Source organism: Streptomyces poriticola (assembly GCF_036689765.1).
In the GTDB taxonomy this organism is placed as follows: domain Bacteria; phylum Actinomycetota; class Actinomycetes; order Streptomycetales; family Streptomycetaceae; genus Streptomyces; species Streptomyces poriticola.
On record NZ_JBAGKH010000002.1, the window covers coordinates 329,090 to 349,169 of the forward strand.

21 protein-coding genes and 1 pseudogene are annotated in these 20,080 nt (G+C 73.5%); 12 read left to right on the forward strand and 10 right to left on the reverse strand.

Going from position 1 to position 20,080, the window contains the following annotated elements; translation table 11 throughout:
* Nucleotides 1–160: 160 nt before the first annotated feature.
* On the reverse strand, nucleotides 161–736 hold the full coding sequence (locus V5O46_RS04140; protein ID WP_332883014.1) for a hypothetical protein: 576 nt from the start codon (nucleotides 734–736) through the stop codon (nucleotides 161–163).
* A 148-nt stretch (nucleotides 737–884) separates the two neighbouring features.
* On the opposite strand from V5O46_RS04140, the gene V5O46_RS04145 reads away from it, so the two are divergent.
* The gene (locus V5O46_RS04145; protein WP_332883217.1) at nucleotides 885–1,055 is read left to right on the forward strand and encodes a hypothetical protein; all 171 of its coding nucleotides are present in this window, start codon (nucleotides 885–887) and stop codon (nucleotides 1,053–1,055) included.
* Here the strand turns inward: V5O46_RS04145 and V5O46_RS04150 are convergent.
* Nucleotides 1,036–2,071, reverse strand: a pseudogene (locus tag V5O46_RS04150) (transposase). The gene V5O46_RS04145 and the pseudogene V5O46_RS04150 sit on opposite strands and share 20 nt — an antisense overlap.
* Before the next feature lie 166 nt (nucleotides 2,072–2,237).
* On the opposite strand from V5O46_RS04150, the gene V5O46_RS04155 reads away from it, so the two are divergent.
* Complete coding sequence (locus tag V5O46_RS04155) at nucleotides 2,238–2,729, forward strand: DUF4303 domain-containing protein (RefSeq protein ID WP_332883015.1); 492 nt, start codon at nucleotides 2,238–2,240, stop codon at nucleotides 2,727–2,729.
* A gap of 126 nt (nucleotides 2,730–2,855) precedes the next feature.
* Nucleotides 2,856–3,173 (forward strand): hypothetical protein, encoded by a 318-nt coding sequence (locus tag V5O46_RS04160; protein WP_332883016.1) that lies wholly within the window; start codon nucleotides 2,856–2,858, stop codon nucleotides 3,171–3,173.
* Here V5O46_RS04160 and V5O46_RS04165 read toward each other — a convergent pair.
* Nucleotides 3,136–5,268: a helix-turn-helix domain-containing protein gene (locus V5O46_RS04165; RefSeq protein ID WP_332883017.1), complete on the reverse strand. Its 2,133-nt coding sequence runs from the start codon at nucleotides 5,266–5,268 to the stop codon at nucleotides 3,136–3,138. The genes V5O46_RS04160 and V5O46_RS04165 overlap by 38 nt on opposite strands.
* A 47-nt stretch (nucleotides 5,269–5,315) precedes the next feature.
* Nucleotides 5,316–5,786 carry an ATP-binding protein gene (locus V5O46_RS04170; RefSeq protein WP_332883018.1) on the reverse strand — a complete coding sequence of 157 codons (471 nt, stop codon included), beginning with the start codon at nucleotides 5,784–5,786 and terminating at the stop codon, nucleotides 5,316–5,318.
* An 85-nt stretch (nucleotides 5,787–5,871) separates the two neighbouring features.
* Here V5O46_RS04170 and V5O46_RS04175 point away from each other — a divergent pair, with 85 nt between their 5' ends.
* Complete coding sequence (locus V5O46_RS04175; protein ID WP_408648881.1) at nucleotides 5,872–6,711, forward strand: helix-turn-helix domain-containing protein; 840 nt, start codon at nucleotides 5,872–5,874, stop codon at nucleotides 6,709–6,711.
* Nucleotides 6,708–6,881 carry a DUF397 domain-containing protein gene (locus tag V5O46_RS04180; RefSeq protein ID WP_332883020.1) on the forward strand — a complete coding sequence of 58 codons (174 nt, stop codon included), beginning with the start codon at nucleotides 6,708–6,710 and terminating at the stop codon, nucleotides 6,879–6,881. The genes V5O46_RS04175 and V5O46_RS04180 overlap by 4 nt, the downstream gene beginning before the upstream one ends.
* Here the strand turns inward: V5O46_RS04180 and V5O46_RS04185 are convergent.
* The 3 genes from V5O46_RS04185 to V5O46_RS04195 all read right to left on the reverse strand — a co-directional run bounded on the left by V5O46_RS04185 (nucleotide 6,838) and on the right by V5O46_RS04195 (nucleotide 9,583).
* Nucleotides 6,838–8,334 carry a carboxylesterase/lipase family protein gene (locus V5O46_RS04185; RefSeq protein WP_332883021.1) on the reverse strand — a complete coding sequence of 499 codons (1,497 nt, stop codon included), beginning with the start codon at nucleotides 8,332–8,334 and terminating at the stop codon, nucleotides 6,838–6,840. The two genes, V5O46_RS04180 and V5O46_RS04185, sit on opposite strands and share 44 nt — an antisense overlap.
* A 68-nt stretch (nucleotides 8,335–8,402) precedes the next feature.
* A complete protein-coding gene (locus tag V5O46_RS04190; protein ID WP_332883218.1) occupies nucleotides 8,403–8,660 on the reverse strand; it encodes a hypothetical protein in 258 nt (85 codons plus the stop codon).
* Between the two features lie 275 nt (nucleotides 8,661–8,935).
* On the reverse strand, nucleotides 8,936–9,583 hold the full coding sequence (locus V5O46_RS04195) for a hypothetical protein (protein WP_332883203.1): 648 nt from the start codon (nucleotides 9,581–9,583) through the stop codon (nucleotides 8,936–8,938).
* 128 nt (nucleotides 9,584–9,711) lie between these two features.
* Between V5O46_RS04195 and V5O46_RS04200 the strand changes: the two genes are divergently transcribed.
* The gene (locus V5O46_RS04200) at nucleotides 9,712–10,122 is read left to right on the forward strand and encodes a VOC family protein (protein ID WP_332883022.1); all 411 of its coding nucleotides are present in this window, start codon (nucleotides 9,712–9,714) and stop codon (nucleotides 10,120–10,122) included.
* A 32-nt stretch (nucleotides 10,123–10,154) separates the two neighbouring features.
* Here the strand turns inward: V5O46_RS04200 and V5O46_RS04205 are convergent, their stop codons facing one another.
* Both V5O46_RS04205 and V5O46_RS04210 read right to left on the reverse strand, forming a co-directional pair.
* On the reverse strand, nucleotides 10,155–10,853 hold the full coding sequence (locus tag V5O46_RS04205) for a helix-turn-helix transcriptional regulator (RefSeq protein WP_332883023.1): 699 nt from the start codon (nucleotides 10,851–10,853) through the stop codon (nucleotides 10,155–10,157).
* Between the two features lie 10 nt (nucleotides 10,854–10,863).
* Entirely contained in the window at nucleotides 10,864–11,799 is a 936-nt protein-coding gene (locus V5O46_RS04210; RefSeq protein ID WP_332883024.1) for an AraC family transcriptional regulator, read from the reverse strand.
* Between the two features lie 107 nt (nucleotides 11,800–11,906).
* On the opposite strand from V5O46_RS04210, the gene V5O46_RS04215 reads away from it, so the two are divergent.
* Nucleotides 11,907–12,806, forward strand: coding sequence for an NmrA family NAD(P)-binding protein (locus tag V5O46_RS04215; protein ID WP_332883025.1), 900 nt, complete (start codon nucleotides 11,907–11,909; stop codon nucleotides 12,804–12,806).
* A 104-nt stretch (nucleotides 12,807–12,910) separates the two neighbouring features.
* Here V5O46_RS04215 and V5O46_RS04220 read toward each other — a convergent pair whose 3' ends face one another.
* Complete coding sequence (locus tag V5O46_RS04220) at nucleotides 12,911–14,041, reverse strand: YihY/virulence factor BrkB family protein (protein ID WP_332883026.1); 1,131 nt, start codon at nucleotides 14,039–14,041, stop codon at nucleotides 12,911–12,913.
* 66 nt (nucleotides 14,042–14,107) lie between these two features.
* On the opposite strand from V5O46_RS04220, the gene V5O46_RS04225 reads away from it, so the two are divergent.
* The 5 genes from V5O46_RS04225 (at nucleotide 14,108) to V5O46_RS31805 (ending at nucleotide 20,061) form a co-directional block, all read left to right on the forward strand.
* On the forward strand, nucleotides 14,108–15,745 hold the full coding sequence (locus V5O46_RS04225) for an acyl-CoA dehydrogenase family protein (protein ID WP_332883027.1): 1,638 nt from the start codon (nucleotides 14,108–14,110) through the stop codon (nucleotides 15,743–15,745).
* Between the two features lie 339 nt (nucleotides 15,746–16,084).
* Nucleotides 16,085–17,362, forward strand: a complete 1,278-nt coding sequence (locus tag V5O46_RS04230; RefSeq protein WP_332883028.1) for a GAF domain-containing protein — start codon at nucleotides 16,085–16,087, stop codon at nucleotides 17,360–17,362.
* 519 nt (nucleotides 17,363–17,881) lie between these two features.
* A complete protein-coding gene (locus V5O46_RS04235; protein WP_332883029.1) occupies nucleotides 17,882–19,216 on the forward strand; it encodes a hypothetical protein in 1,335 nt (444 codons plus the stop codon).
* An 85-nt stretch (nucleotides 19,217–19,301) separates the two neighbouring features.
* A complete protein-coding gene (locus V5O46_RS04240; protein ID WP_332883030.1) occupies nucleotides 19,302–19,874 on the forward strand; it encodes a GNAT family N-acetyltransferase in 573 nt (190 codons plus the stop codon).
* Nucleotides 19,875–19,977: 103 nt separating this feature from the next.
* Nucleotides 19,978–20,061: a putative leader peptide gene (locus tag V5O46_RS31805; RefSeq protein ID WP_310887545.1), complete on the forward strand. Its 84-nt coding sequence runs from the start codon at nucleotides 19,978–19,980 to the stop codon at nucleotides 20,059–20,061.
* Nucleotides 20,062–20,080: the final 19 nt, after the last annotated feature.

The following is a 20,080-nucleotide window of genomic DNA, read 5'->3' on the forward strand; positions in this document are numbered from 1 at the left end:
CCGGCGGGCCACGCAACAACATGCTTCCGTAGCGGAGTCGGCATCCGATGCTCAGGCGGCGTAGAACGACATGCAGGGCTCCCGGCGGCGGGGCTGGATTCGACAACCGCTGCATCCGCCGGGAGCCCTGTTGCGTTACCGCAGTCGGCTGACGGCATCGTCAGGCGTCCGGAAGCCGTTCCGACAGCTCTTCGGCGAAACGTGCCCGGTAGACGCCGTAGACGATGGTCCCGGGGGACTGATAGCCCCTGTGCCGGGAGTCCGTGACGACCCCGTCCCAGGAAGCCGCCCCGTCGGGGAGCAGAGGCGTGCGGCCGAGATACGCCTGCGCGACCTCTTCCAGGCCGAGTTCCCTTGCCGTCACCAGTTGCCAGAGCCCGCGGCCCTGCCCGACCACCCACATGCACAAGTCCTCGGTGCTGTCCTCGGACCAGATGTCTCCGTCGACGCTCACGCCTTCCGAGAAGTCGACCAGTGCCTCTGCCGCATTCAGGTAGGCGAGCGCGAAGTCCTCGAGAACTTCCCGGCGCTGTGACACCAGCCACGACTCCAGGGCAGACAGACGCGGTCGTGTCGCCTCCAGGACTTCCCAGAACCAATCAGGAACATGATCCGATTCCACTTCGGCTCCCGTCTCGACGGCCGCGCATCCGCCCGACCGTACAGCGGGCCAGCGCCAGCGGCACTCCCAGACCTCCCGTCTGCCAGGCAGCACGCTGATCGCCCACACGGTCACCGGTTTACAGTCAGGCGCTCAGCTTGACGTTCAACCTCAAGGGTCGCCCTGCGTCATCGCGGGGACTTCAATGCATGTCCGATCGCGATGGGGAGCGCAAGTTCCAGCTGATCAGTATCAGGATCGCTCCTGCTCTCCAGAATCTGGGTTGCCGTACTCGCTGCTGGAGCCATCGACCGGGCATACGGCCGAGCAGCAGAGCGTGCACCCCGATGACAGCCAGGACGATGGCGAGGGCGACCGGCACAAGGCCCAGCACAAGGAACGTGAACAAATCCCTTCCCTCCTGCTTCTGGCTGTCACGCCGCATCGCTCGTGATGGGCCAGACGGGTGTGTGCCTCGCCGGTCGCGAGAACTCTCCCCACTTCATGGCGGGTGGCCAGCTGACGGCTTTTCGAGCCCGGAGGTCGTCCGGGTCCGGGACGAGAGGGTTTCGGTGCACCGGCTGGGGAGCCGGTCTTCGTGCGCAGGTTCCAGAACCCCCGCCGGACGCGGGAGGGCGTGAGATTGTTCGCCTCGGTCGGCTGCTCCCAGGGCCTGCGGAGGTCAGCGGCCAGCGGTCGGGCGAGCCGGAACTGGGCATAGGCGGCGATAACGAGCCAGGTCCACCGGTCGGCCGCTTCGAAGCTGCGGAGGCGGGGCTTGGTCCAGCCAAGGGTCTGCTTGAACAGGCGGAATGCGTGCTCGATGTCGAAGCGGCGGAGGCAAGACTGCCGACAGCGGTCGACGTGCACTTTGGTGGCGCCGGTGCGCGACCACCACAGCCAGACCGGCTTGTTGACTCCGCCGCTGGGCAGCTTCTCCACGACCAGGCGGATGACGGTGCCCTCGATGATGGGCAGCGGGTCGTTGTGGGGTCGCCGAAAACGAACTCGCCGCCGCGCCTGGGCGGCCGGCCGCCCTTGGGGTTGGCCAGATGGAACTCTTCGCGGGAGGGTGTCGGACGCCGCATGACCCGGTCTGAACGGAGCCGGCCGAGGATCTCGACGGGCAGGCCGTCCAGCAGGTGGGCGATGCGCGGGGCGTCGTACCCGGCGTCCAGCACGACCAGGATCTCCCGGTCGCCCGGCTTCCACTGGCCGGCCGCGACAAGCCGCTCGACGACCTCACGGATCTGCATGGTGGTCACCGCAGCGACGTCGACACCGGGCTCCAGACAGTATCCAGCACCGCCGTCCAAGACGTGCGGCCGGACTCCAGCGCGGCCACCACCGAGTACGGCCGGGCACCATCTGATGCTTGCCCTCGCCACGGCCGAAGGTGTGGCAAAAGGCCCGGTCAGCACGCGTGTTGGCGTCCGGTCGCAGCCACGGCGAGACATCCACCGCCAGCACGAGCCTACCGTCCGCCGCTCTCTGAACTGCGAAAACGCCGATCAAGCTCGAGTCGCGTTCGACGCCGGTCGCTAAATGACAAGCTCAGTCCCTCGGCCACCGTAGGGCACCTTCCCGACCCCGACGGAACCGTGTGGACGGGCGCGGTTCTGCTACGGTCCCGCGCATGGCCGACGAGCTGGTGGAGGAGATCCGGAAGCTGGCGCGGACGGCGTTCGCGGGTCTGCCTGCCGACGATTACCGCGGCTACGCGCTCTACTCCGACGACAGTGCGATGACCGTGTGCTGCGCGGCGAACACCCGAGCACATCTGGCCCGGGTACAGGGCGCCGATCCGGAGGATGCCGAGTACTACCGCTGGAGTCCGGGCGAGTGGGCGCTGGAAGGCGTGGCGGGCGATCTGTTCAAGCCCCTGTGTGCCCGGCTGCGACACAGCGCCCTTGCCGGCGTCGATCAGCGTGCCGAGGTCTACGAGGCGTGCGTGGCCGCGCTGGAATCACTGGTCGCCGAGGGTGCGTTCGGAGACGGTGCGGCGGTGGTGTTCGCGGTGTCCGACACCGACGACGTGGGGCGGGATATCGGGTGGCTGAACCGGCTCAACCCGCCGGATCTCGCAGCCGAGCACGCCCGGTGGCGGGCGTCGGTGGGGAAAGGATGAGCGCTCCACCGTCCGGCACGCGCGGCCGAATGCCGCCGCGTCGTAATGTCGGTGAGGAGCAACTGACCGGGTCCCGAGCGCGCTGGCCTGTGACCGGTCGGCCACCGCCCATGCCGCGCTGGTGGGGTGAGCTCCACAGCTCTGTTCCAGCTCGCCACCGAGCTGCCCGCCGCAGACATCGCCCGCACCCTCGGCATCCACATCACCATCGCCGTCAAGTGGCAGCGGGCCGCCGCCGGGGACTGCGGCGCCTACGCAGCTGAGATCAGCCACCGAGCCACCAGCCGGACGGGGGATTCGACCGCCCGTCGCCATGGGACTCTCCAGCACGCCGCCGCAAGACCTCAGCAGCCCCACACCACTGCACCCAGCCGCCCGCCGCCCGCTGTCCGCCGTCCCCGAGGTTTCAGCGGCTCGCCGCCACGGGGTCCGGCACGGCCGTGACCGGGATCTCCCCGGCCGCCACCAGCAGCCACAGCACCTGGTACGGCGCGGCCCCCGGATCCCCCAGCGGCAGCCGCAGCCGAGCGCCGACCGCGGGCAGCCGAGCCGCCAGGGTGTTGCGATGGATGCCCAGCGCCGCAGCCGTAGCACCCGCACGGCAGTTGTGCCCGAGCCACACCGCCAGCATCCGCCGGCCCCCCACCCCGCCTCCTTCTTCCCCGCCCCCGGACGCCGATGGGTGGGAGAGTTCCGCCCCGGCCCCGCCCGCATGGGGTTCTGCCGGAACGTTCCCACCCTCCAGTTCCATCAGTGCCGTGGACCGGGGGCGCGCGAGCCGACGCGCCGAGTCGCCGAGCGGGTCGCCGTCCGGCGCGGGGCCCTCGGGGGCGTCCAGGGCGCTCAGCTCGCGCGCGGCCCACTCCACCACCGGCCTCTCCCGCAGCAGCGCACGCAGGCCGCGCGGCGCCGTGTCCGGAGCGTGGTCCGCCGGTTCCGGCTCCGGCAGGTCGGCGAGCTGGAAGGCGAGGTCCGCCACGGCCCGGTGCGTGACCTGCCGGTGGTCGAGTCCCATCGCCTCCAGGACCAGCCGCAGCCGCTTGTTCGCGGTGGTGCGGTCGACCCCGAGCAGCCGCCCGGCGCGCAGCGCGCCGTACGACAGCGCCCGCCGGGCCGTCGGTACGGCCTGCGCCCGCTGCTCCTCCGTCAGCTTCCGCAGCCCGGCGCAGACCCGGCGGGCCCACCCGCGCGCACCCGGGGACAGGGACGCCACGAGCGGGGCACTGCCGAAGTCCCGGACGATCCGCTCCGCACCGTGCCCGGCGGCCGTCAGCCCCCGTACGGCGGCCTCGTAGGCGGAGGAGGTCTGCGACCAGGGCCGCGGCCCGGAGACGCCGGCGAGACGCCCGGGCACCTGACCGACCAGCGGACGCAGCAGCGTCACGGCTCCCCCGCCGCTGCCCCGCTCCTGCGGGAGCACGACTATGACGTGCCGTGGCTCGGCCGGGCACGGCACCACCAGCGCCCCGCCACCGGTCGCCGCCTCGCACGCGGCGGTGGCCCCGTCACGGTCCTCCCCGGGCGCGCACTGCAGGACGGCCACCACCGCCCGACGAGCGCCCAGCACCTCGCCGCCGCCGCCGGACTCGGCGGCGCCGCCCAGCCGGGCCAGCGGTTCGGCGAGCCGCACCGCCCCCTCCCAGCTGCCGAGCATCAGGTACTGCAGCACCGACACCCGTACGCCCCACAGCGCGGCGCGCAGCACCTCCCGGTCCTGACGGTGCCGTACCGAGCGGTCCAGCAGCGCGGCCTGACCGGCCGTCTGCGCCAGCAGTCGCCGCAGGTGCGGCGGCCAGCCGCCGGTCCGCAGCGCCGCCAGCACCCGGTGCGGCCGGTCCTGGCCGACCGCGTGCAGCACCAGTTCCCGGCCGTCGCAGGGCACCACGGCCGTACGCACCCGCCCGCACCGCAGCTGTTCCAGCGCCCGCGGCTGCTCGGTCGCCAGCCGCTGCCACCCGGCATCGCCCGGTTCGACCAGCGTCAGCGTGCCGCCGGTGAGCGCCGCCACCTCCCGCAGCAGCCGCTCCGGCCCCTCCGCCTGCTCCAGCGATGTCGCGGACAGCGTCAGCACCCGCGCGGTGGCCTGCGCCTTCTCCCGCTCGACCGCCAACTGCCGCCGCAGCAGCCGGTGCAGAGTCTCTCCGGGATCCCGATCGCCGGTCGGCAGCAGCACCGGCACCCCGGCCCGCCCGGCCTCCTCGCACAGCTCACGGACCGGCTCCTCCCCCGGGTCCCCCGGGTGCGCCGTGTCCCCCGGGTGCACCCCGCCGTTGGGCGCCGACGCCACCACCGCGGTCACGCCCGCGCGGACCAGTTCCCCCAGCGCCGCCCGCACACCCACCGGCCCGGCGTCGGACGGGCCGACGGGCAGCACCGCCAGCCCCGCACGCATCCGGGGGGCGTCCTCCGGCAGCCGCCAGCGCGCGTCGCACAGCACCGCCTCGTCCACGTGCCTCGCCCGCGCCGCCGCGTCGGCGGACGGATCCGGGATGCACAGCACCGGGTCGGGGCCGTCGGTCAGGTCGGAGATGAGCAGCATGAGGACCAGAGGGACGGGGGCAAAGGGACGGTCAAGGGGAGAGCACCCTACACGGCGCCTTCCCACCGCCTGCCTTCGAACTCGCACCACACCACCTTGCCGGGAGACCGCTCCCCCACTCCCCACTTGTCCGAGAGCTCCGACACCAGAACCAGCCCGCGCCCGCCCTCACCGGGCTCCGAACCAGGGGCGGATGACGGCACGGCAGGCACCCCGCCACCGCTGTCGTGCACCTCGATCCGTACGCAACCGTCGCCATACCCGATCACCTTCAGCAGGAACCCGCGTCCGGGTGGCACACCGTGTACGAGGGCGTTGGTCGCCAGCTCGCTGACACACAGCAGGACGTCGTCCGCACGCCCGCACGCTTCCCAGTCCGCCAGCGTCACCCACGCGAACGCACGCGCGGCGGGCACGGACCGGCGCTCACGGCGAAAGAGCCGCTCACGGGAGACGGGACACCGGGGCCGGGGTGGAGTTTCCGCGTTCACGTGACGAGAGTCACGCTCCGTGGCCATGATGAAACAGTCCGCGCACCCGTACACCTGGACTGTACGGGTGCGCGACAGTGAACGTACGCGCGCGGGTGGGGAGTTGGACCGCATGAGCACCACGACACGGTCACGACGGTCACGGTCGCACCGGAACGCCTCGGCTATGAAGATGGTGGGCGCGCTGCTCGCCCTCTACCGCGAGGCCGCCGGTCACACACAGAGGTCCCTCGGCGAGATCTTCGTCGTCGGCGAGCAGCAGATCGCCTCCATCGAACAGGGCAGGCGCCCACTGAAGCCGGACCTGGCCCAGCAGCTCGACGAACTCCTCGAGACCAAGGGGGCGTTGTCGACGGCGTTGAGCCGGATGCCGGAGGTGGATCTGGTTCCGCTGTGGGCGGAGGAGTTCCTGGACCGGGAGCAAGAGGCCCTCGTGATCTCCTCCTACGAGAATCAGGTACTGCCTGGGTTGTTGCAGACGGAGGCGTATGCGGAGGCGGTGTTCCGCAGTCGGGTTCCCGTCTACGACGAGAACAGGGTTGCGCAGTTGGTGGCGGCACGCATCGAACGGCAGGTGATCCTTCATCGCAAGGAGCCGCCGATCACCTCTTTCGTGGTCTGGGAACCAGTGCTCCGAGCGCCCATCGGCGGAGAAGGCGTTTGGGAAGAGCAGTTGCAGCATCTGCGCGAGTGCTCCGAACTGCCCGGCCTCATGCTTCAGGCGCTACCACTGGGCAGGGCCACGCACGCAGGGCTCAACGGACCGTTCGTCCTGTTGGAGACACCCGAGCACCAGCGGCTCGCCTACACCGAGAACCAGCGGGGCAGCCAACTGATCGCCGACCCGGACGAGGTGGCGATCCTTGCGCAGAAGTGTGCGATGCTGCGGTCACAGGCCCTCACTCCGGAGGACACGAGGGATCTGCTGGACCGTCTGCTAGGAGAGCAATGAGCAGCACCGCGCTTGAGTGGTTCAGGTCGAGCTACAGCGGCGACGAGGGCGGCAACTGCATCGAAGTAGCCACCGAACCCACCGCCGTCCACGTCCGCGACTCCAAGACCCCGACCGCGCCGCACATCACCGTCGGACCGGAAGCCTGGACCGCGTTCCTGAAGGGCTGAAGCCGGTCCCCCACAGGGCCAACTCCCGGTCCCGCGGCCCGCGCACCGTACGCGGCGCCCCCGCATCGAAGAGGCGCACCGGATGGGTGGCGTCCCACGCCTCCCACCCGGGATCACCGTCGGAGACGAACCGCACCCATGCGCCGTGCATGGCGTCGGCCAGTTCCTTCGGCGCCCCCTCCCCCGCCAGCATCCGCGACTCCGGCGCCTCGCCGGTGTCGAAGACGAACCCGAGCTCGAGGGCGTGGCAGGCACCGAGGCCGGGCCTGTTCGACGGCCAGGCGAACTCGTAGACGTACGACGACCCCGGCCGGGCGTCGGCCAGGCGGTGCAGCGGGATCCGCAGCAGGTGGTCGGTGACGAGCTGGCCGACGATCTCGGCGGTGCCGGCGTCGGGATGCAGGGCACGGTAGCCACGGGTCACCTCGGGGCCGCAGCGGCAGCGGGCGCGGACAGCGGTCAGGGCGAGGGAGCCGAGCCGGTCGACGCGCTCGAGGAGCCCGCCGGGGACGAGCCAGAGCCGGTACTCGTCGCGGGTCCACCCCATCATCAGATCGACACCGGCGCCCGCGTCTCCCTCCACGACGGCGGCCAGCGGATCACCAGGTACGAGGTCCCCGTCGACGACGACACCGAAGGCGGGCCCGCCGAGGACGGGACTGCTGAGCTTGCCGACCTCGGCCTGGGTGCGCAGCAGCAGGTCCGGGTCGACGGCGGCGAAGGCCTCGGCGGTGGCGGGGACCTTCAACCGCCCGGCCATTCGACGCACCATGCGCCGCACCTTGTCCCGGTCGGCGGCCTCCGGCGGCCCGCTCTGCAGCACGGCCCGCCGGAACAGACCCTGGGCTGCCGGGGCGGCGAGGAGAGCTCCGACGCTGATGGCCCCGGCCGACTGCCCCGCGACGGTCACCCGGTCGGGGTCACCGCCGAACGCGGCGATGGACGCGCGGACCCACTCCAGGGCAGCGAGCTGGTCCCGCAGGCCGGGATTGGCCGGGGCGTCGGGGAACAGTCCGTAGCCCTCGACCCCGAGCCGGTAGTTGACCGAGACACAGACGACGCCGTCCCGGGCGAAGGCGCGCCCGTCGTACACGGGCACGGCGGAGGATCCCCTGGTCAGGGCCCCGCCGTGCAGCCACACCAGAACGGGCAGACGCGCACCGGGACCCGGCTCGGGGGTCCAGACGTTCAGGTTGAGACAGTCGTCCCCGGGTACGGACGGATCGGACAGATACTGGGCGAAGGCCTCGGAGTACGGCGGCTTGGGCGCGGTCGCCCCGAAGGCACCGGCATCGCGCACGCCGTGCCAGGGCTCGGGCGGAACGGGCGGCCGGAACCGCAGCGCCCCGAACGGCGGAGCCGCATACGGAACCCCCCGGAACACGGCGACCCCGCTCTCGTACCGACCGTGTACCGCCCCGTACGGCGTGCCGACCACAGGCCCGGCCGTCATGTTCGGGTCCGCCGCCGCCATACGCCCACCAGCCCTTCACCAACCGACGTGCACACGCCCTGCACACATCACAGCCGACCTCCGCCTGCACTGTAATTCCCGTGCATGCTCCACGGGCGGTCACGGCCGGTCCGCGGACATCCGTCGGTGACGAAGTGGAACGTGGTGCCGCCGTCCATCCGCTGCGGCTCGCGGGGGTGATGGGCGAGCACGAAGACCGGGGCGTGGAACGGCGGGTCGTCACCCCACCAGCCGTTGGGCCCGGCCGAGTACCCGTCGGCCGAGACGGTGATGTCACAGGTCACCCTGCCCGTATGTGGAGTCATGGGGTTCCTCCTCCTCGTAGCACGATCGTGCCCGAGGACGCCGCCCCGCAGACGGAGACGATCCGGGAACGGGCTGAAACCCGATCGACCGTCACCCGGTCGACGCGCTGCCGCAGGAGTACCGGTGCAGGCCAACGCCTCCGCTCCTGTGGAGAACGCTGTCCCGCTTCTTCGGGAGATTCTGGCAGTGGGCCCGGCAAGCGGCATTCAGGCGCTCCACGAAGGACAGCAGGGCTACTGCCACTGATCGCTGGCACAGCCATCACGTGGCCCCGTCAGCCACCCACCCCCACGTCGTTGTTCGGAGCCCCGTCGCCGTAGCGGGGCAGGTCGCCGCGTTCCACCGGGGGTTCGGTGGCCGCCGGGTCGGCGGGCGGGAGGGCGGATTCCGCCTCGGCGGGGTCGGGGCGGTGGGCGGCCTCGGCGGCGCTGCGCAGGACGTCGCGCGGTACCGCGTCCTTCTCTGCCCTGACCCTGATGACGTGGCCGTTCTCCGGGCGGGCGTACCCGTGCTCCTGCTTCCCCGTCAGGTACCAGACGTCGCCGTCCCGTTCGCAGCTCGTCCACTGCTGCTCGCAGGTACCGGTGTCGAACTCGCCGCGTTCGGCGTAGAGCGTGAAGTGGGCGCCGCTGTCGCGCAGTACGTAGGCCGCGGAGAAGCCGTCGTCGCCGGACACGCCGACGGACTGCTCGGCGAGGGTGTAGCCGGAGGCCTCGGTGACGTAGACGAGTTCCGGGGCCACGCCCAGGGCCCGGGCGCGCTTGGCCAGTTCGGCGGACGCGGACGCATCCGCCGCGGTGGCGGAGCCCGGAGCGACGCCGTCGCCCTCTGCGGCCTTCTCCGTGCCGCAGGCGGTGAGGACCAGTGGTGCCAGCAGCAGGGCCGGCAGGACTCGGGCGCGGGCGCGGGCACGGGTGCGCATGCGGGCACGGGTACCGATATGGGCGCGTACATGACGAATCATGGGCTCCATCCTGTCAGGCGGGAGCTGCGGACGCGGTGTCCGATTCCTTCAAGACGCCTCCGCCGAGCCCGGCCTACGGTGGTCCCATGACCGCACGATTCAACGCCATCGGCCTCGTCGTCTCCGACATGGCCGCCTCAGTGACCTTCTACCGCCGTCTCGGTTTCGCCTTCCCGGAGGGCGCCGAGGAGCAGCCGCACGCCGAGGCGGAGCTGCCGGGCGGGATCCGGCTGCTGCTCGACACCGAGGAGACGGTCCGTTCCTTCCACGCCGGGTGGCAGCCGCCGTCCGCTCCCGGTGGGCGGGCGTCGCTCGCCCTGCTGTGCGATACGCCGGAGGAGGTGGACGCGCTGTACGAGGAGCTCGTCGGGGCCGGATACCACGGCGAGCTCGAGCCGTGGGACGCCTTCTGGGGGCAGCGGTACGCCGTCGTCGCCGACCCGGACGGCAACGGCGTCGACCTGTTCGCCCGGCTGCCGGACGCCCGGACCCCGTAGCCGGGCCCGCTGCCCGAAGCAGCCGCGTGCCGTCACCGGGGGCCGACGCCCGGCAGTTCCGTCGGCGGTACGCCCGCCAGTTCCCGGACCTCGCGGGTCAGATGTGCCTGGTCGGCGTATCCGGCCCGGGCGGCGGTCTCCGCGAGGGGGATACCGCCGCGGGCCAGGGCGAGCGCGCGCTGCAGGCGCAGTACGCGGGCCAGGGTCTTCGGGCCGTAGCCGAAGGCGGCCAGCGAGCGGCGGTGCAGCCTGCGGGCGCCGATGCCGAGGGCGTCGGCGGTCTCGGCGACGGGGCCGCCCGCTTCGAGGGCGGCCACGACGCCGCTCAGCAGAGGGTCGGGCGGGCCGGCGTCGGCGGCCCGGCCCAGCGCCGCCTGTTCCAGGCCGTCCGCCGGGTCGGCCGCCGCGTTCACCCGGGCCGTGAGGCGCCGTACCTCCGCCGCCGGCCACAGATCGGTGAGCGGCACGCGCCGGTCGCGCAGCTCGTGCGCGGGGACGCCGAGGAGGGTGGGCGCGGTGCCGGGGAAGAAGCGGACGCCTGCCCAGGGGCTGCGATCGCCGTCGGTGACGTGGGCGCGGGTGTCGGGGCCCGCGACCAGCAGCCGGCCCTCGTGCCACAGCAGGTCCATGCAGCCGTCGGGCAGGACACGGCCCGGCCCGGACGCCGGCGGCTCCGGTGTCACCGTCCACACCACCGCTCCGGCCAGCCGGGAGCCCCGTTCGGTGTACACGACGGCCAGGTTACGCCGCGGCCGTGCGGTGCTCCTGGGGGCTGACGCCGTAGGCCCGTTTGAAGGCGGTGGACAGGGCGAACGCACTGCCGTAGCCGACCTGGCGGGCGATGGCGGCCAGGGTGTCGTCGGTGTCGCGCAGCCGGTCGGCGGCGAGCGCGAGCCGCCAGCCGGTCAGGTACGCCATCGGGGATTCGCCCACCAGTGCGGTGAAGCGACGGGCGAGGGCGGCCCGGGAGACGCCCGCCCCGGCGGCGAGGGACGCCACGGTCCACGGGTGCGCGGGGTCGTCCTGGAGCAGGCGCAGGGCGCGGCCCACGACCGGGTCGCCCAGAGCCCGGTACCAGGCGGGCGCCTCGGCCTCGGGGCGAGCGAACCAGGCGCGCAGCGCGGCGATCACCAGCAGGTCGAGGAGCCGGTCCAGGACGACCTCCTGCCCGGGCTCGTCCCGGGTGACCTCGGTCGTCAGCAGCGGGGTCAGCGGGCAGTCCCACACGTCGGAGGTGAGGGACAGCAGCGGCGGCAGCGCGTCCAGCAGCCGGCCGCCGATCTCGCCGCGCACCAGATAGCTGCCGATCAGCAGCACCGTGCCGGCCTCGGGGCGGTCGCCCCAGGTGCGTACCCCCAGGTCCATGGAGCCGCCCAGGGAGCGGCCGTCGGGGTAGCGGCACTCGCCGCCCGGCAGGATCAGCGCCTGCGGTGCGGTGCGGGGGTCGTCGGCGCAGGTGTAGGGGGCGGGACCGCGGGCGATGGCGAGGTCGCCGGCGCGCAGCAGGAGCGGCTCCCCCTCGTCCGGGACGACCCGGGCCTCGCCGCGCACCACCAGCATCACCGTCAGCGGCGCCCGGTCCTCGACGCGCACGGCCCACGGCGGGTCGAAACAGGCGCGGATCATGAACGCGCCCCGGGCGCGGGGGCCCTCCAGCAGGCCGGCGAGTGCGTCCATGGCGTCAGCGTAGACGTGCGTGCAAGGGACGTGTACGGAGACGTGCGCGCATGGGGACGAGCCGTTCGGCGATGGGCGCGGGGGCCGCCCGGCGGTTGGCTGGAGGCATGACACGGAACACGGGCGACATCACGGGAACCATCGAGGACAGCCGGGACAACCGGGACACCCGAGACACCCGGGAAACACCGACGACCGTCGTCGTCACCGGCGCCTCCGGGCGGGCCGGGAGCCGCGTCGCCGAGGCGGCGCGGGCGGCCGGGCTTGCGGTCCGGCCCGCGTCCCGCGCCGGCGGTTTCGACTGGCGGGACCGGGCGACCTGGGCGGATGTGCTGCGCGGCGCCGGCGCCGCCTTCCTCGTCCACCCCGCGGACGTCGGTGCCCCCGGCGCCGCCGAGGAGGTCGGCGCGCTGGCGCGGGAGGCCGCGCGGCTCGGCGTACGGCGGCTGGTGCTGCTGTCGGCGCGCGGCGAGGAGCAGGCACGGCCCACCGAGGACGCGGTGCGGGACGCGGGGGCGGACTGGACGGTCGTACGGTCCTCGTGGTTCGCACAGAACTTCAGCGAGGGGCCGCTGGCGGCGCAGCTGCGGGAGCGCGGGGAGCTGGTGTTCCCGGCCGGGGACGTGCGGGAGCCGTTCGTGGATCTGCGGGACGTGGCGGAGGTGGTGGTGGCGGCGCTGACCGGCGGGGAGCGGTACGCGGGTGAGGTGCTGGAGGTGTCGGGGCCGCGGCTGCTGTCGTTCGGGGAGGCGGTTTCGGAGATCGCGCGGGAGACGGGGCGGGCCCTGGCGTACCGGGCGGTGCCGGCCCGGGAGTACGGCGGGCAGCTGGCGGCCTTCGGGGTGCCGGCCGGGGAGGCGGAGTTCCTGGTGGAGCTGTTCGCGTCGCTGCTGGACGGGCGCAACGCCCATGTCTCGGACGGGGTGGGCAGCGTGCTGGGGCGGGCGCCGCGGGACTTCGGCGCGTTCGTGCGGGAGGCCGCCGCGGCGGGGACCTGGGCGGGGTGAGCCCGGGCCCCGGGCCAGGGGGGACGCGGCGCGACACGGCACGGCACGGCTCGACGCGACACGGCGCGACACGGCTCGGCTCGGCTCGGCGCCGCTCGGCTCGGCTACGAGGGGTCGCGCTTGTCGTGGTGCGGGTGGTGCCGGGCGTGGGTGCGCAGCCGGGAGGTGACGTCCTCCGGGGGCAGGAAGCGGGACCAGCGCTCGGGGAACTCGGACGGCATGTCCGGGTCCGCGTCGCCGTTCTCGGCGGTGCGGGCCACGTACTCGGCGACCTGCGCCCGGCGCTGCCGCTCGTTGGCCTCGCGGGCGGCGGCTGTGGCGGCGGCCGGCCAGACCCGGTCGATGGCGGCATTGACGGCGGCGCCGACGAGCACGGCGAACGCGGACACACCGATCCACAGCAGTACGGCTACGGGCGCGGCCAGTGAGCCGTAGATGGTGGGGCCCTCGACGGTACTGGTGAGGTAGATGCGCAGCAGGAAGCTGCCGAGCACCCACATGCCCAGGGCGACCAGGGCGCCGGGGACGTCCTCGATCCACGGCGAGCGCACGGGCACGGATACGTGGTACAGCGTGGTCAGGAAGGCGATCGACAGGACGATGACGACCGGCCAGTACAGCACCTGGACGACGGTCGCGGACCACGGAACGACCCGCACCACCGCGTCCGGCCCGGCGACCATCAGGGGCAGCGCCACCGAGCCGATCAGCAGGGCCACCAGGAACAGCAGAAAGGCCAGCAGGCGGGTCTTGACGATGCCCCGGACCCCGTCGAGGCCGTACATCACGGTGATGGTGTCGATGAAGACGTTCACCGCGCGGGAGCCGGACCACAGGGCGAACAGGAATCCGAGGGAGATGACGTCGGGCCGGCCGCCCTTCATCACGTCGTCCAGGATCGGCTCGGCGATCTGCTCCACACCGCGCTCGGACAGCACCGCGCGGGAGGCGTCCAGGATGTTGGCGCGCACGCTCTGCGTGGTGTCGGCGCCGGTCCACAGGTCGACGTAACCGAGCAGTCCGATGACGCTGAGCAGCAGGGGCGGTACCGACAGCAGCGTGAAGAACGCGGCCTCCGCGGCCAGGCCCAGGATGCGGTACTCCATGCAGGAGTTGACGGTGTCCTTCAGCAGCAGCCAGGCCGTCCTGCGCTTGGAGACGTTCCGGTAGAGGGCGCGGGCCCGGTGGAGCCGGCCGGAGGGCCGCTCGGGGGGTTCACTTGCTGGCTGCTGCACGTCCTAAAGGTATATCCGCCGCGCGGGGCGCCACCCACCCCGGAGGCCGAGCGGTAGGTTCGCATCATGGCAGGCAGCAGCACCCGCACCGGGTCGAACCAGCCCCCGCCGCTCGTCGGGTACGACGTCTTCACCGCCGACCGGGCCCTGTCCGCCGCGGTCCACCGGCATCTGCCGCCCGAGCTGCACGACACGGCCCGCGAGGAGCTGTCGGGGCTGGGCCGCAGCTGCGGATCGGCGCAGGTGCAGCGGTGGGGCGCCGAGGCGAACGAGAACCCGCCCCGGCTGCGCACCCACGACCGCTACGGCCATCGCATCGACGAGGTCGACTTCCATCCGGCCTGGCACCGGCTGCTCGGCAAGGGTGTCGCCGCGGGGCTGACCGCGGCCTGGCACCGGCCCGGCGGCCACGTGCGGCGCGCCGCCGCCTTCCTGATGTGGACGCAGGCCGAGGCGGGCGTCGGCTGCCCGCTGTCGATGACCCACGCCGCCGTGCCCGCCCTGCGTGCGGAGCCCGCGCTCGCCGCGGAGTGGGAGCCCCTGCTGACCTCCACGGTGTACGAGCGTGAGCTCAGGCCCGCCCGGTCGAAGGCGGGTGCGCTGCTGGGGATGGGGATGACGGAGAAGCAGGGCGGGAGCGACGTCCGGGCGAACACCACTGCCGCCCGGCCGCTGGCCGAGGACGGCGGCTACGAGCTGACCGGGCACAAGTGGTTCTGCTCGGCGCCGATGTCGGACGGCTTCCTGGTACTGGCCCGGGCGCCTGGCGGGCTGAGCTGCTTCCTGGTGCCGCGGGTGCTCGCCGACGGCACCCGCAACCCGTTCCTGATCCAGCGGCTGAAGGACAAACTGGGCAACCGGTCCAACGCCTCCGCCGAGGTCGAGTTCGCCGGGACCTGGGCGCGCCGGGTGGGCGAGGAGGGGCGCGGGGTGGCCGCCATCATCGGGATGGTGGCGGCGACGCGGCTGGACTGTGTGCTGGGGTCGGCGGGGCTGATGCGGCAAGCGGTGGCGCAGGCGGTGCACCACTGCACGTACCGGGAGGCGTTCGGCGGCCGGCTGATCGACAAGCCGCTGATGCGCAATGTGCTGGCCGACCTGGCGATCGAGTCCGAGGCGGCCACGACGCTGGCGCTGCGGCTCGCCGCGGCCTGCGACGACGGCGGCGAGCGGGAGCGTGCGCTGCTGCGGCTGGCGGTGCCGGCGGCGAAGTACTGGGTGACCAAGCGCTGTGCGCCGGTGGCGGTGGAGGCCGCCGAGTGCCTGGGCGGCAACGGGTACGTGGAGGAGTCGGGCCTGCCCCGGCTGGTGCGGGAGTCGCCGCTGAACTCGGTCTGGGAGGGCGCGGGCAACGTCCAGGCGCTGGATGTGCTGCGGGCTCTTCGGCGGGAGCCGGCGGCGCTCGACGCGTATCTGAGCGAGGTGGGGCGGGCGCGCGGCGCCGATCACCGGCTGGACGCGGCGATCAAGGATCTGCTGACCGAGCTGGCGGATCTGGCGGACGCCGAGGGCCGGGCACGGCGGCTGGTGGAACGGCTGGCGCTGGTGTTGCAGGGGGCGCTGCTGGTGCGGTATGCGCCGCCGGAGGTCGCCGACGTGTTCTGCGCCTCGCGCCTCGGCGGCGACGGTGGCGCGGCGTTCGGCGCGCTGCCGACGTCGCTGGATCTGGCGTCGGTGGTGGAGCGGGCGCGGCCGGTGTCCTGACCGCCCGGAAGCCGCGCACGGCGGGGGCGCGTTCCGCTCGTCGCGCGCGGGGGGCGTAAACGAGGGTGGTGCTGCGCCGACACGGCACCACCCCCGCCTCACTGGGCCTTCGAGGCCGCGTGCGCGCCGCTCGGGACGGCGCTGCTCAAGTTTCGGCCAACCACGTGCCCGGTCACCAGAGTTGCAAGGGGTTGCAACTTGCCGGTGACTACGGGTGGACTGCGCACATGGCACAGTGGCAAGCGGTCACTATGGGACGGACTCACTCACGGACTCAGCATGAGACGGACGACGGGTACGGACTCCGCAGGGGGACGAGGACCAGTGGCGCTCTCGCCGATGGACATGACGCAGTTCGCCGCCGCGGACGCCACGCGTGCGGCCCGGGTGCTCAGAGAGGTGCGCTCGGCCAGACTGTCCGGCGGACAGGCGCCGGTGGCGCCGCGCCCGGTGATCGAGCAGTCCTGGGCGCGGATGCTGCGCAGCGGCGTCGACCCGGACCACGACTTCCGGTCCGGGCTGCTGCCGCGCGAGGAGGTCGAGCGGCGGCGGGAGGCCTCGGGGCTGCGGCAGGTGCTGCCGGTGCTGCGGGAGGGTCTGCTGTCGGTGGCGGACGTCGCCCACCACATCATGGTGGTCGCCGACGCCGAGGGCCGGGTGCTGTGGCGGGAGGGCAGCTCGCCGGTGCTGCGCAAGGCCGACGGGTTCGGGTGCGAACCGGGCGCGGACTGGCGGGAGGAGGTCGTGGGCACCAACGGCGTGGGCACCCCGGCGGTCACCCGGCGGCCGGTGCAGGTGTTCGCCTCCGAGCACTTCGTGCAGTCGCACGCCACCTGGACGTGCGCGGGCGCGCCCATCACCGATCCGCGTGACGGCCGGCTGATCGGCGTGGTCGATGTGAGCGGGCCGCTGGAGACGATGCATCCGGCGACGCTCGCCTGGGTCGATTCGGTGGCCAAACTCGCCGAGGCGCGGCTGCGGGAGCTGCATGTGCGGTCGCTGGAGCGGCTCCGGGCGGTGGCCGCACCGGTGCTGGCCCGGATCGGCGGGCGGGCCGTGGTGGTGGACCGGGACGGCTGGACCGCGGCGGTGACGGGGATGCCGTACACCAACCGGGTGGCGCTGCCCAGGGGGTCTGCGGCCGGGCCGCGGTGGCTCCCGACGCTCGGTGCGTGCACCGTGGAGCCGCTGGCCGACGGCTGGCTGGTGCGCGCGGCGCCGGAGGAGGCGGGCCCGTGCGGGGCCGCGCGGATCGTGCTGGATCTGCGGCAGCCGCGGCGCTGGTCGATGGAGGTGCGGGCCGGGGCGGGGTCCTGGGTGCATGAACTCAGTCCGCGGCACGCCGAGTTGCTGTATCTGCTGGCGGTGCAGCGCACCGGCCGCAGCGCGGCGGGGCTGGCGGCGGACCTGTTCGGCGACCCGGGCCGCACCGTGACGGTGCGGGCGGAGATGTCGCGGGTACGGCGGTACCTCGGGGCGTTCCTGGAGCACCGACCGTATCGTTTCTGCGAGGACGCCGAGGTCGAACTGCTGCTCCCGGAGGATCCCCACGACCTGCTCCCCCAGTCGACGTCTCCGGTGGTGGCCGGCCGCCGAGGACCCTCACCCACCCGGTGACGACCCGGCACCACCCGGACCGACCCGGCCGCGACCCGACTTCAGCCCGCCACCTCGGCAGCACCCGGGCCGCCCGGTGCGACGACCGGATCCCCGGCGGCCACCCGCCTCAGCCACGGTCACCCGGCTGCGGCTCCGGCGCACCCCGACGCCAGCGTCACCGCAGCTCGCCGCACCAGTCGCAACCCACCGCCCCGGTGACGGCCGGACACCCGACACGCACCCCGGTTCCGGCGCGGGTGGCGCGGTGGAGGGTCCGGGCGCGGCAGCCGGGCGGCTGCGGCCAGTCGTCCGGCCGGGGCTCGGTTGCGACCTACACCGTCGCCGCAGCCGACATCCGGACGGCGGCCTCGTTCCGGTGCGGATGGCACCGGAACGCGGTTTCTTCCGCGTATTTGCACCGTCCGCGTCCGCGGACGCACTCCCCTGCCGTAACATCGCCCTTCGGACCGCCACACCGCTTCTCGGTCAACACGCGGACCGTCGGACGCAGTTGACCCCGGTGCCCGTGGAGGTGGGATGAAGCATCGCGGCAGACACCGCCGGCGCAGGCGGGGCAGAGCGCTGCGGGCAGCGCTGGCCGGCGCTGCCCTGGCGCTGACCGGCGCCGCCACGATGATCAGCGCCTCGCAGGCCACGGTCGCCGACGACCCCGGCCGGCTCAAGCCGCTGCTGTCCCACTCGGAGCGGGCGCCGATGCGGCTGACCGAGCACCGGGTGCCGCAGCGCTGGCTGGACCGGCTCTCCTCCGCGATGGGATCACCCCTGGACGTCGCCACGGTGCTCGGCACCGCGGACCGCACGCTGCGCGGCACCGCGGAGTGCACCGCCGGGGAGCGCCGTGCGCTGCCGGTCGCACCCGCCGCCACCCGGGCCTACTGCTGGGACGAGGCCGACACCCGGGGCTGGCGCCCGGGGGCGGTGGCCGCCTCCGGTGACAGCGACGGCTCCCCCGGGCCGGACCCGGTGATCGTCTCGGCGTGGTCCCGGGAGACGGGCGGTCCGGCGGGCCGGGGCCTGGCCCGGGTCGACCTGGTCGCCGCGGGCGCCCCGGACGCTGCCGGGGACGCGGGCGAGGAGGACCGTCCGCGCCGGACTTCCGCCCTCCTCGTCGTCCCGGTCGACGGCGGCGACGACTACCGGGGGCTTGCCTCCCCCGTCACCGGGATGGTCCGCCACCAGGACAAACTCCTGGTCACCGGGGGTACCGGGGACCGCAACGCACTGTACGTGTACGACCTGGACCGCATCCTGCGCACCACGGCCGACGCCGACGCGGTGGGCCGGGTGCCCGGCGGCTGGGCGGCGCTCGGCCAACCCTACGTACTGCCGGCGGTCGCCGCGTACCGGCTGTCCGAGGGCGTCGGCGCGGCGCGGCCGTACACGCTCGCCCTGGACCGCGGCAGCACTCCGCCGGGCCTGGTCGCCGGCGAGTGGGTGCCGCCGGACGGCGAGCGCCCCACCCGGCTGTGGCGGTACGCCTTCAGCACGGACCCGTCTCGCGCGGGGCTGCCGGCCGCCGAGGCGGACGGCCGGGTGGACGCGCGGGAGGCGTACGAGACCGGAGCGGACGGCGTCCGGGGCGTGCTGGCCCACCGCCCGCCCGGCCAGGCGCGGGCCGAGTGGTATCTGGGCCGGGCGGCCGGGGACGGACCGGACGGCCGCGGGACCCTGGTGCGCCAGGACACCGGCGGCACCCGGGCCGCGGAGTGCGGCGCCGACCGCTCACAGCGCTGCTGGAGTCCGGGGGCGGGGCCGCTGTCGTACCGGCCGGGGACCGGCGAGGTCTGGTCCCAGGCCGGCCGGGTCCTCTTCGCGATGCCGCTGACCTCGGTCGACGGGTCCCTCGGATAGCCGCCGGACACTTCACCCACGGAGCCGACCGGCCGCTCACCCGGACGGTCGACAGCGCGGGCCGCCGGATGGTTCCCTGACCGGTATGACCAACATCGCCGTGACCACCTGGTCGCTGGAGCAGACCGCGCCGAGCGACCTGCTGCCGGCGGCCCGGCCGGAGGGGGACGTGCGGATCGTCCGCGCCGAGGTGCCCTCGCCCGAGTTCAGCCGTTTCCTGTACGCCTCCGTCGGCGGTGACATCCGCTGGACCGACCGGCTGAGCTGGACGTACGCACAGTGGCAGCAGCATCTCCGGCGGCCGGGCGTGGAGACCTGGGTCGCCTACGACCGCGGCACGCCCGCCGGGTACGTGGAGCTGTCCCCGGGCGAGGACAGCGTCGTGGAGATCGAGTATTTCGGGCTGATCCCGGCCTTCCGGGGCCGGCGTATCGGCGGCCATCTGCTGTCGTCCGGCACCGCCCGCGCATGGGACCTCGCCGACCGCTGGCCGGAGCTGTCCCCGACCAAGCGGGTGTGGCTGCACACCTGCAGCAAGGACGGCGAGTACGCGATGGACAACTACCAGCGCCGCGGTTTCCGGCTGTTCGACACCAAGCTGGAGGAGGAGCCCGAGGTGCCGACGCCCGGCCCCTGGCCCGGAGCCTTCCCCGCCTGACCTGGTGTGACCGACGACACTCTTGTCTCGTAGTACGGGACAAGGGTGTCCGCATTTTGGACAAAGCTGGACTGTGTCCAGATCGCCGTGCCAGGCTTCCGTCATGCCTGGAACTGGAATTGCCTTGGTGAGTCGGCGCCACGTCGACCTCGGCCGCATGTCCAGCGCCATCTGTCCGGCGCGCTGAGAGCACTCCCAGCAGCCCC

Excerpts from the sequence above, each read along its gene's own strand:
- V5O46_RS04155 (WP_332883015.1), top strand. The coding sequence starts at position 2,238 with ATGGCCGACGAGCTGGTGGAGGAGATCCGGAAGCTGGCGCGGACGGCG.
- V5O46_RS04175 (WP_408648881.1), top strand. The coding sequence starts at position 5,872 with ATGAGCACCACGACACGGTCACGACGGTCACGGTCGCACCGGAACGCC.
- V5O46_RS04185 (WP_332883021.1), bottom strand. The coding sequence starts at position 8,334 with ATGACGGCCGGGCCTGTGGTCGGCACGCCGTACGGGGCGGTACACGGT.
- V5O46_RS04215 (WP_332883025.1), top strand. The coding sequence starts at position 11,907 with ATGACACGGAACACGGGCGACATCACGGGAACCATCGAGGACAGCCGG.
- V5O46_RS04230 (WP_332883028.1), top strand. The coding sequence starts at position 16,085 with ATGGACATGACGCAGTTCGCCGCCGCGGACGCCACGCGTGCGGCCCGG.
- V5O46_RS04190 (WP_332883218.1), bottom strand. The coding sequence starts at position 8,660 with ATGACTCCACATACGGGCAGGGTGACCTGTGACATCACCGTCTCGGCC.
- V5O46_RS04210 (WP_332883024.1), bottom strand. The coding sequence starts at position 11,799 with ATGGACGCACTCGCCGGCCTGCTGGAGGGCCCCCGCGCCCGGGGCGCG.
- V5O46_RS04225 (WP_332883027.1), top strand. The coding sequence starts at position 14,108 with ATGGCAGGCAGCAGCACCCGCACCGGGTCGAACCAGCCCCCGCCGCTC.
- V5O46_RS31805 (WP_310887545.1), top strand. The coding sequence starts at position 19,978 with ATGCCTGGAACTGGAATTGCCTTGGTGAGTCGGCGCCACGTCGACCTC.
- V5O46_RS04235 (WP_332883029.1), top strand. The coding sequence starts at position 17,882 with ATGAAGCATCGCGGCAGACACCGCCGGCGCAGGCGGGGCAGAGCGCTG.
- V5O46_RS04170 (WP_332883018.1), bottom strand. The coding sequence starts at position 5,786 with ATGGCCACGGAGCGTGACTCTCGTCACGTGAACGCGGAAACTCCACCC.
- V5O46_RS04180 (WP_332883020.1), top strand. The coding sequence starts at position 6,708 with ATGAGCAGCACCGCGCTTGAGTGGTTCAGGTCGAGCTACAGCGGCGAC.
- V5O46_RS04240 (WP_332883030.1), top strand. The coding sequence starts at position 19,302 with ATGACCAACATCGCCGTGACCACCTGGTCGCTGGAGCAGACCGCGCCG.
- V5O46_RS04195 (WP_332883203.1), bottom strand. The coding sequence starts at position 9,583 with ATGCGCACCCGTGCCCGCGCCCGCGCCCGAGTCCTGCCGGCCCTGCTG.
- V5O46_RS04165 (WP_332883017.1), bottom strand. The coding sequence starts at position 5,268 with ATGCTGCTCATCTCCGACCTGACCGACGGCCCCGACCCGGTGCTGTGC.
- V5O46_RS04200 (WP_332883022.1), top strand. The coding sequence starts at position 9,712 with ATGACCGCACGATTCAACGCCATCGGCCTCGTCGTCTCCGACATGGCC.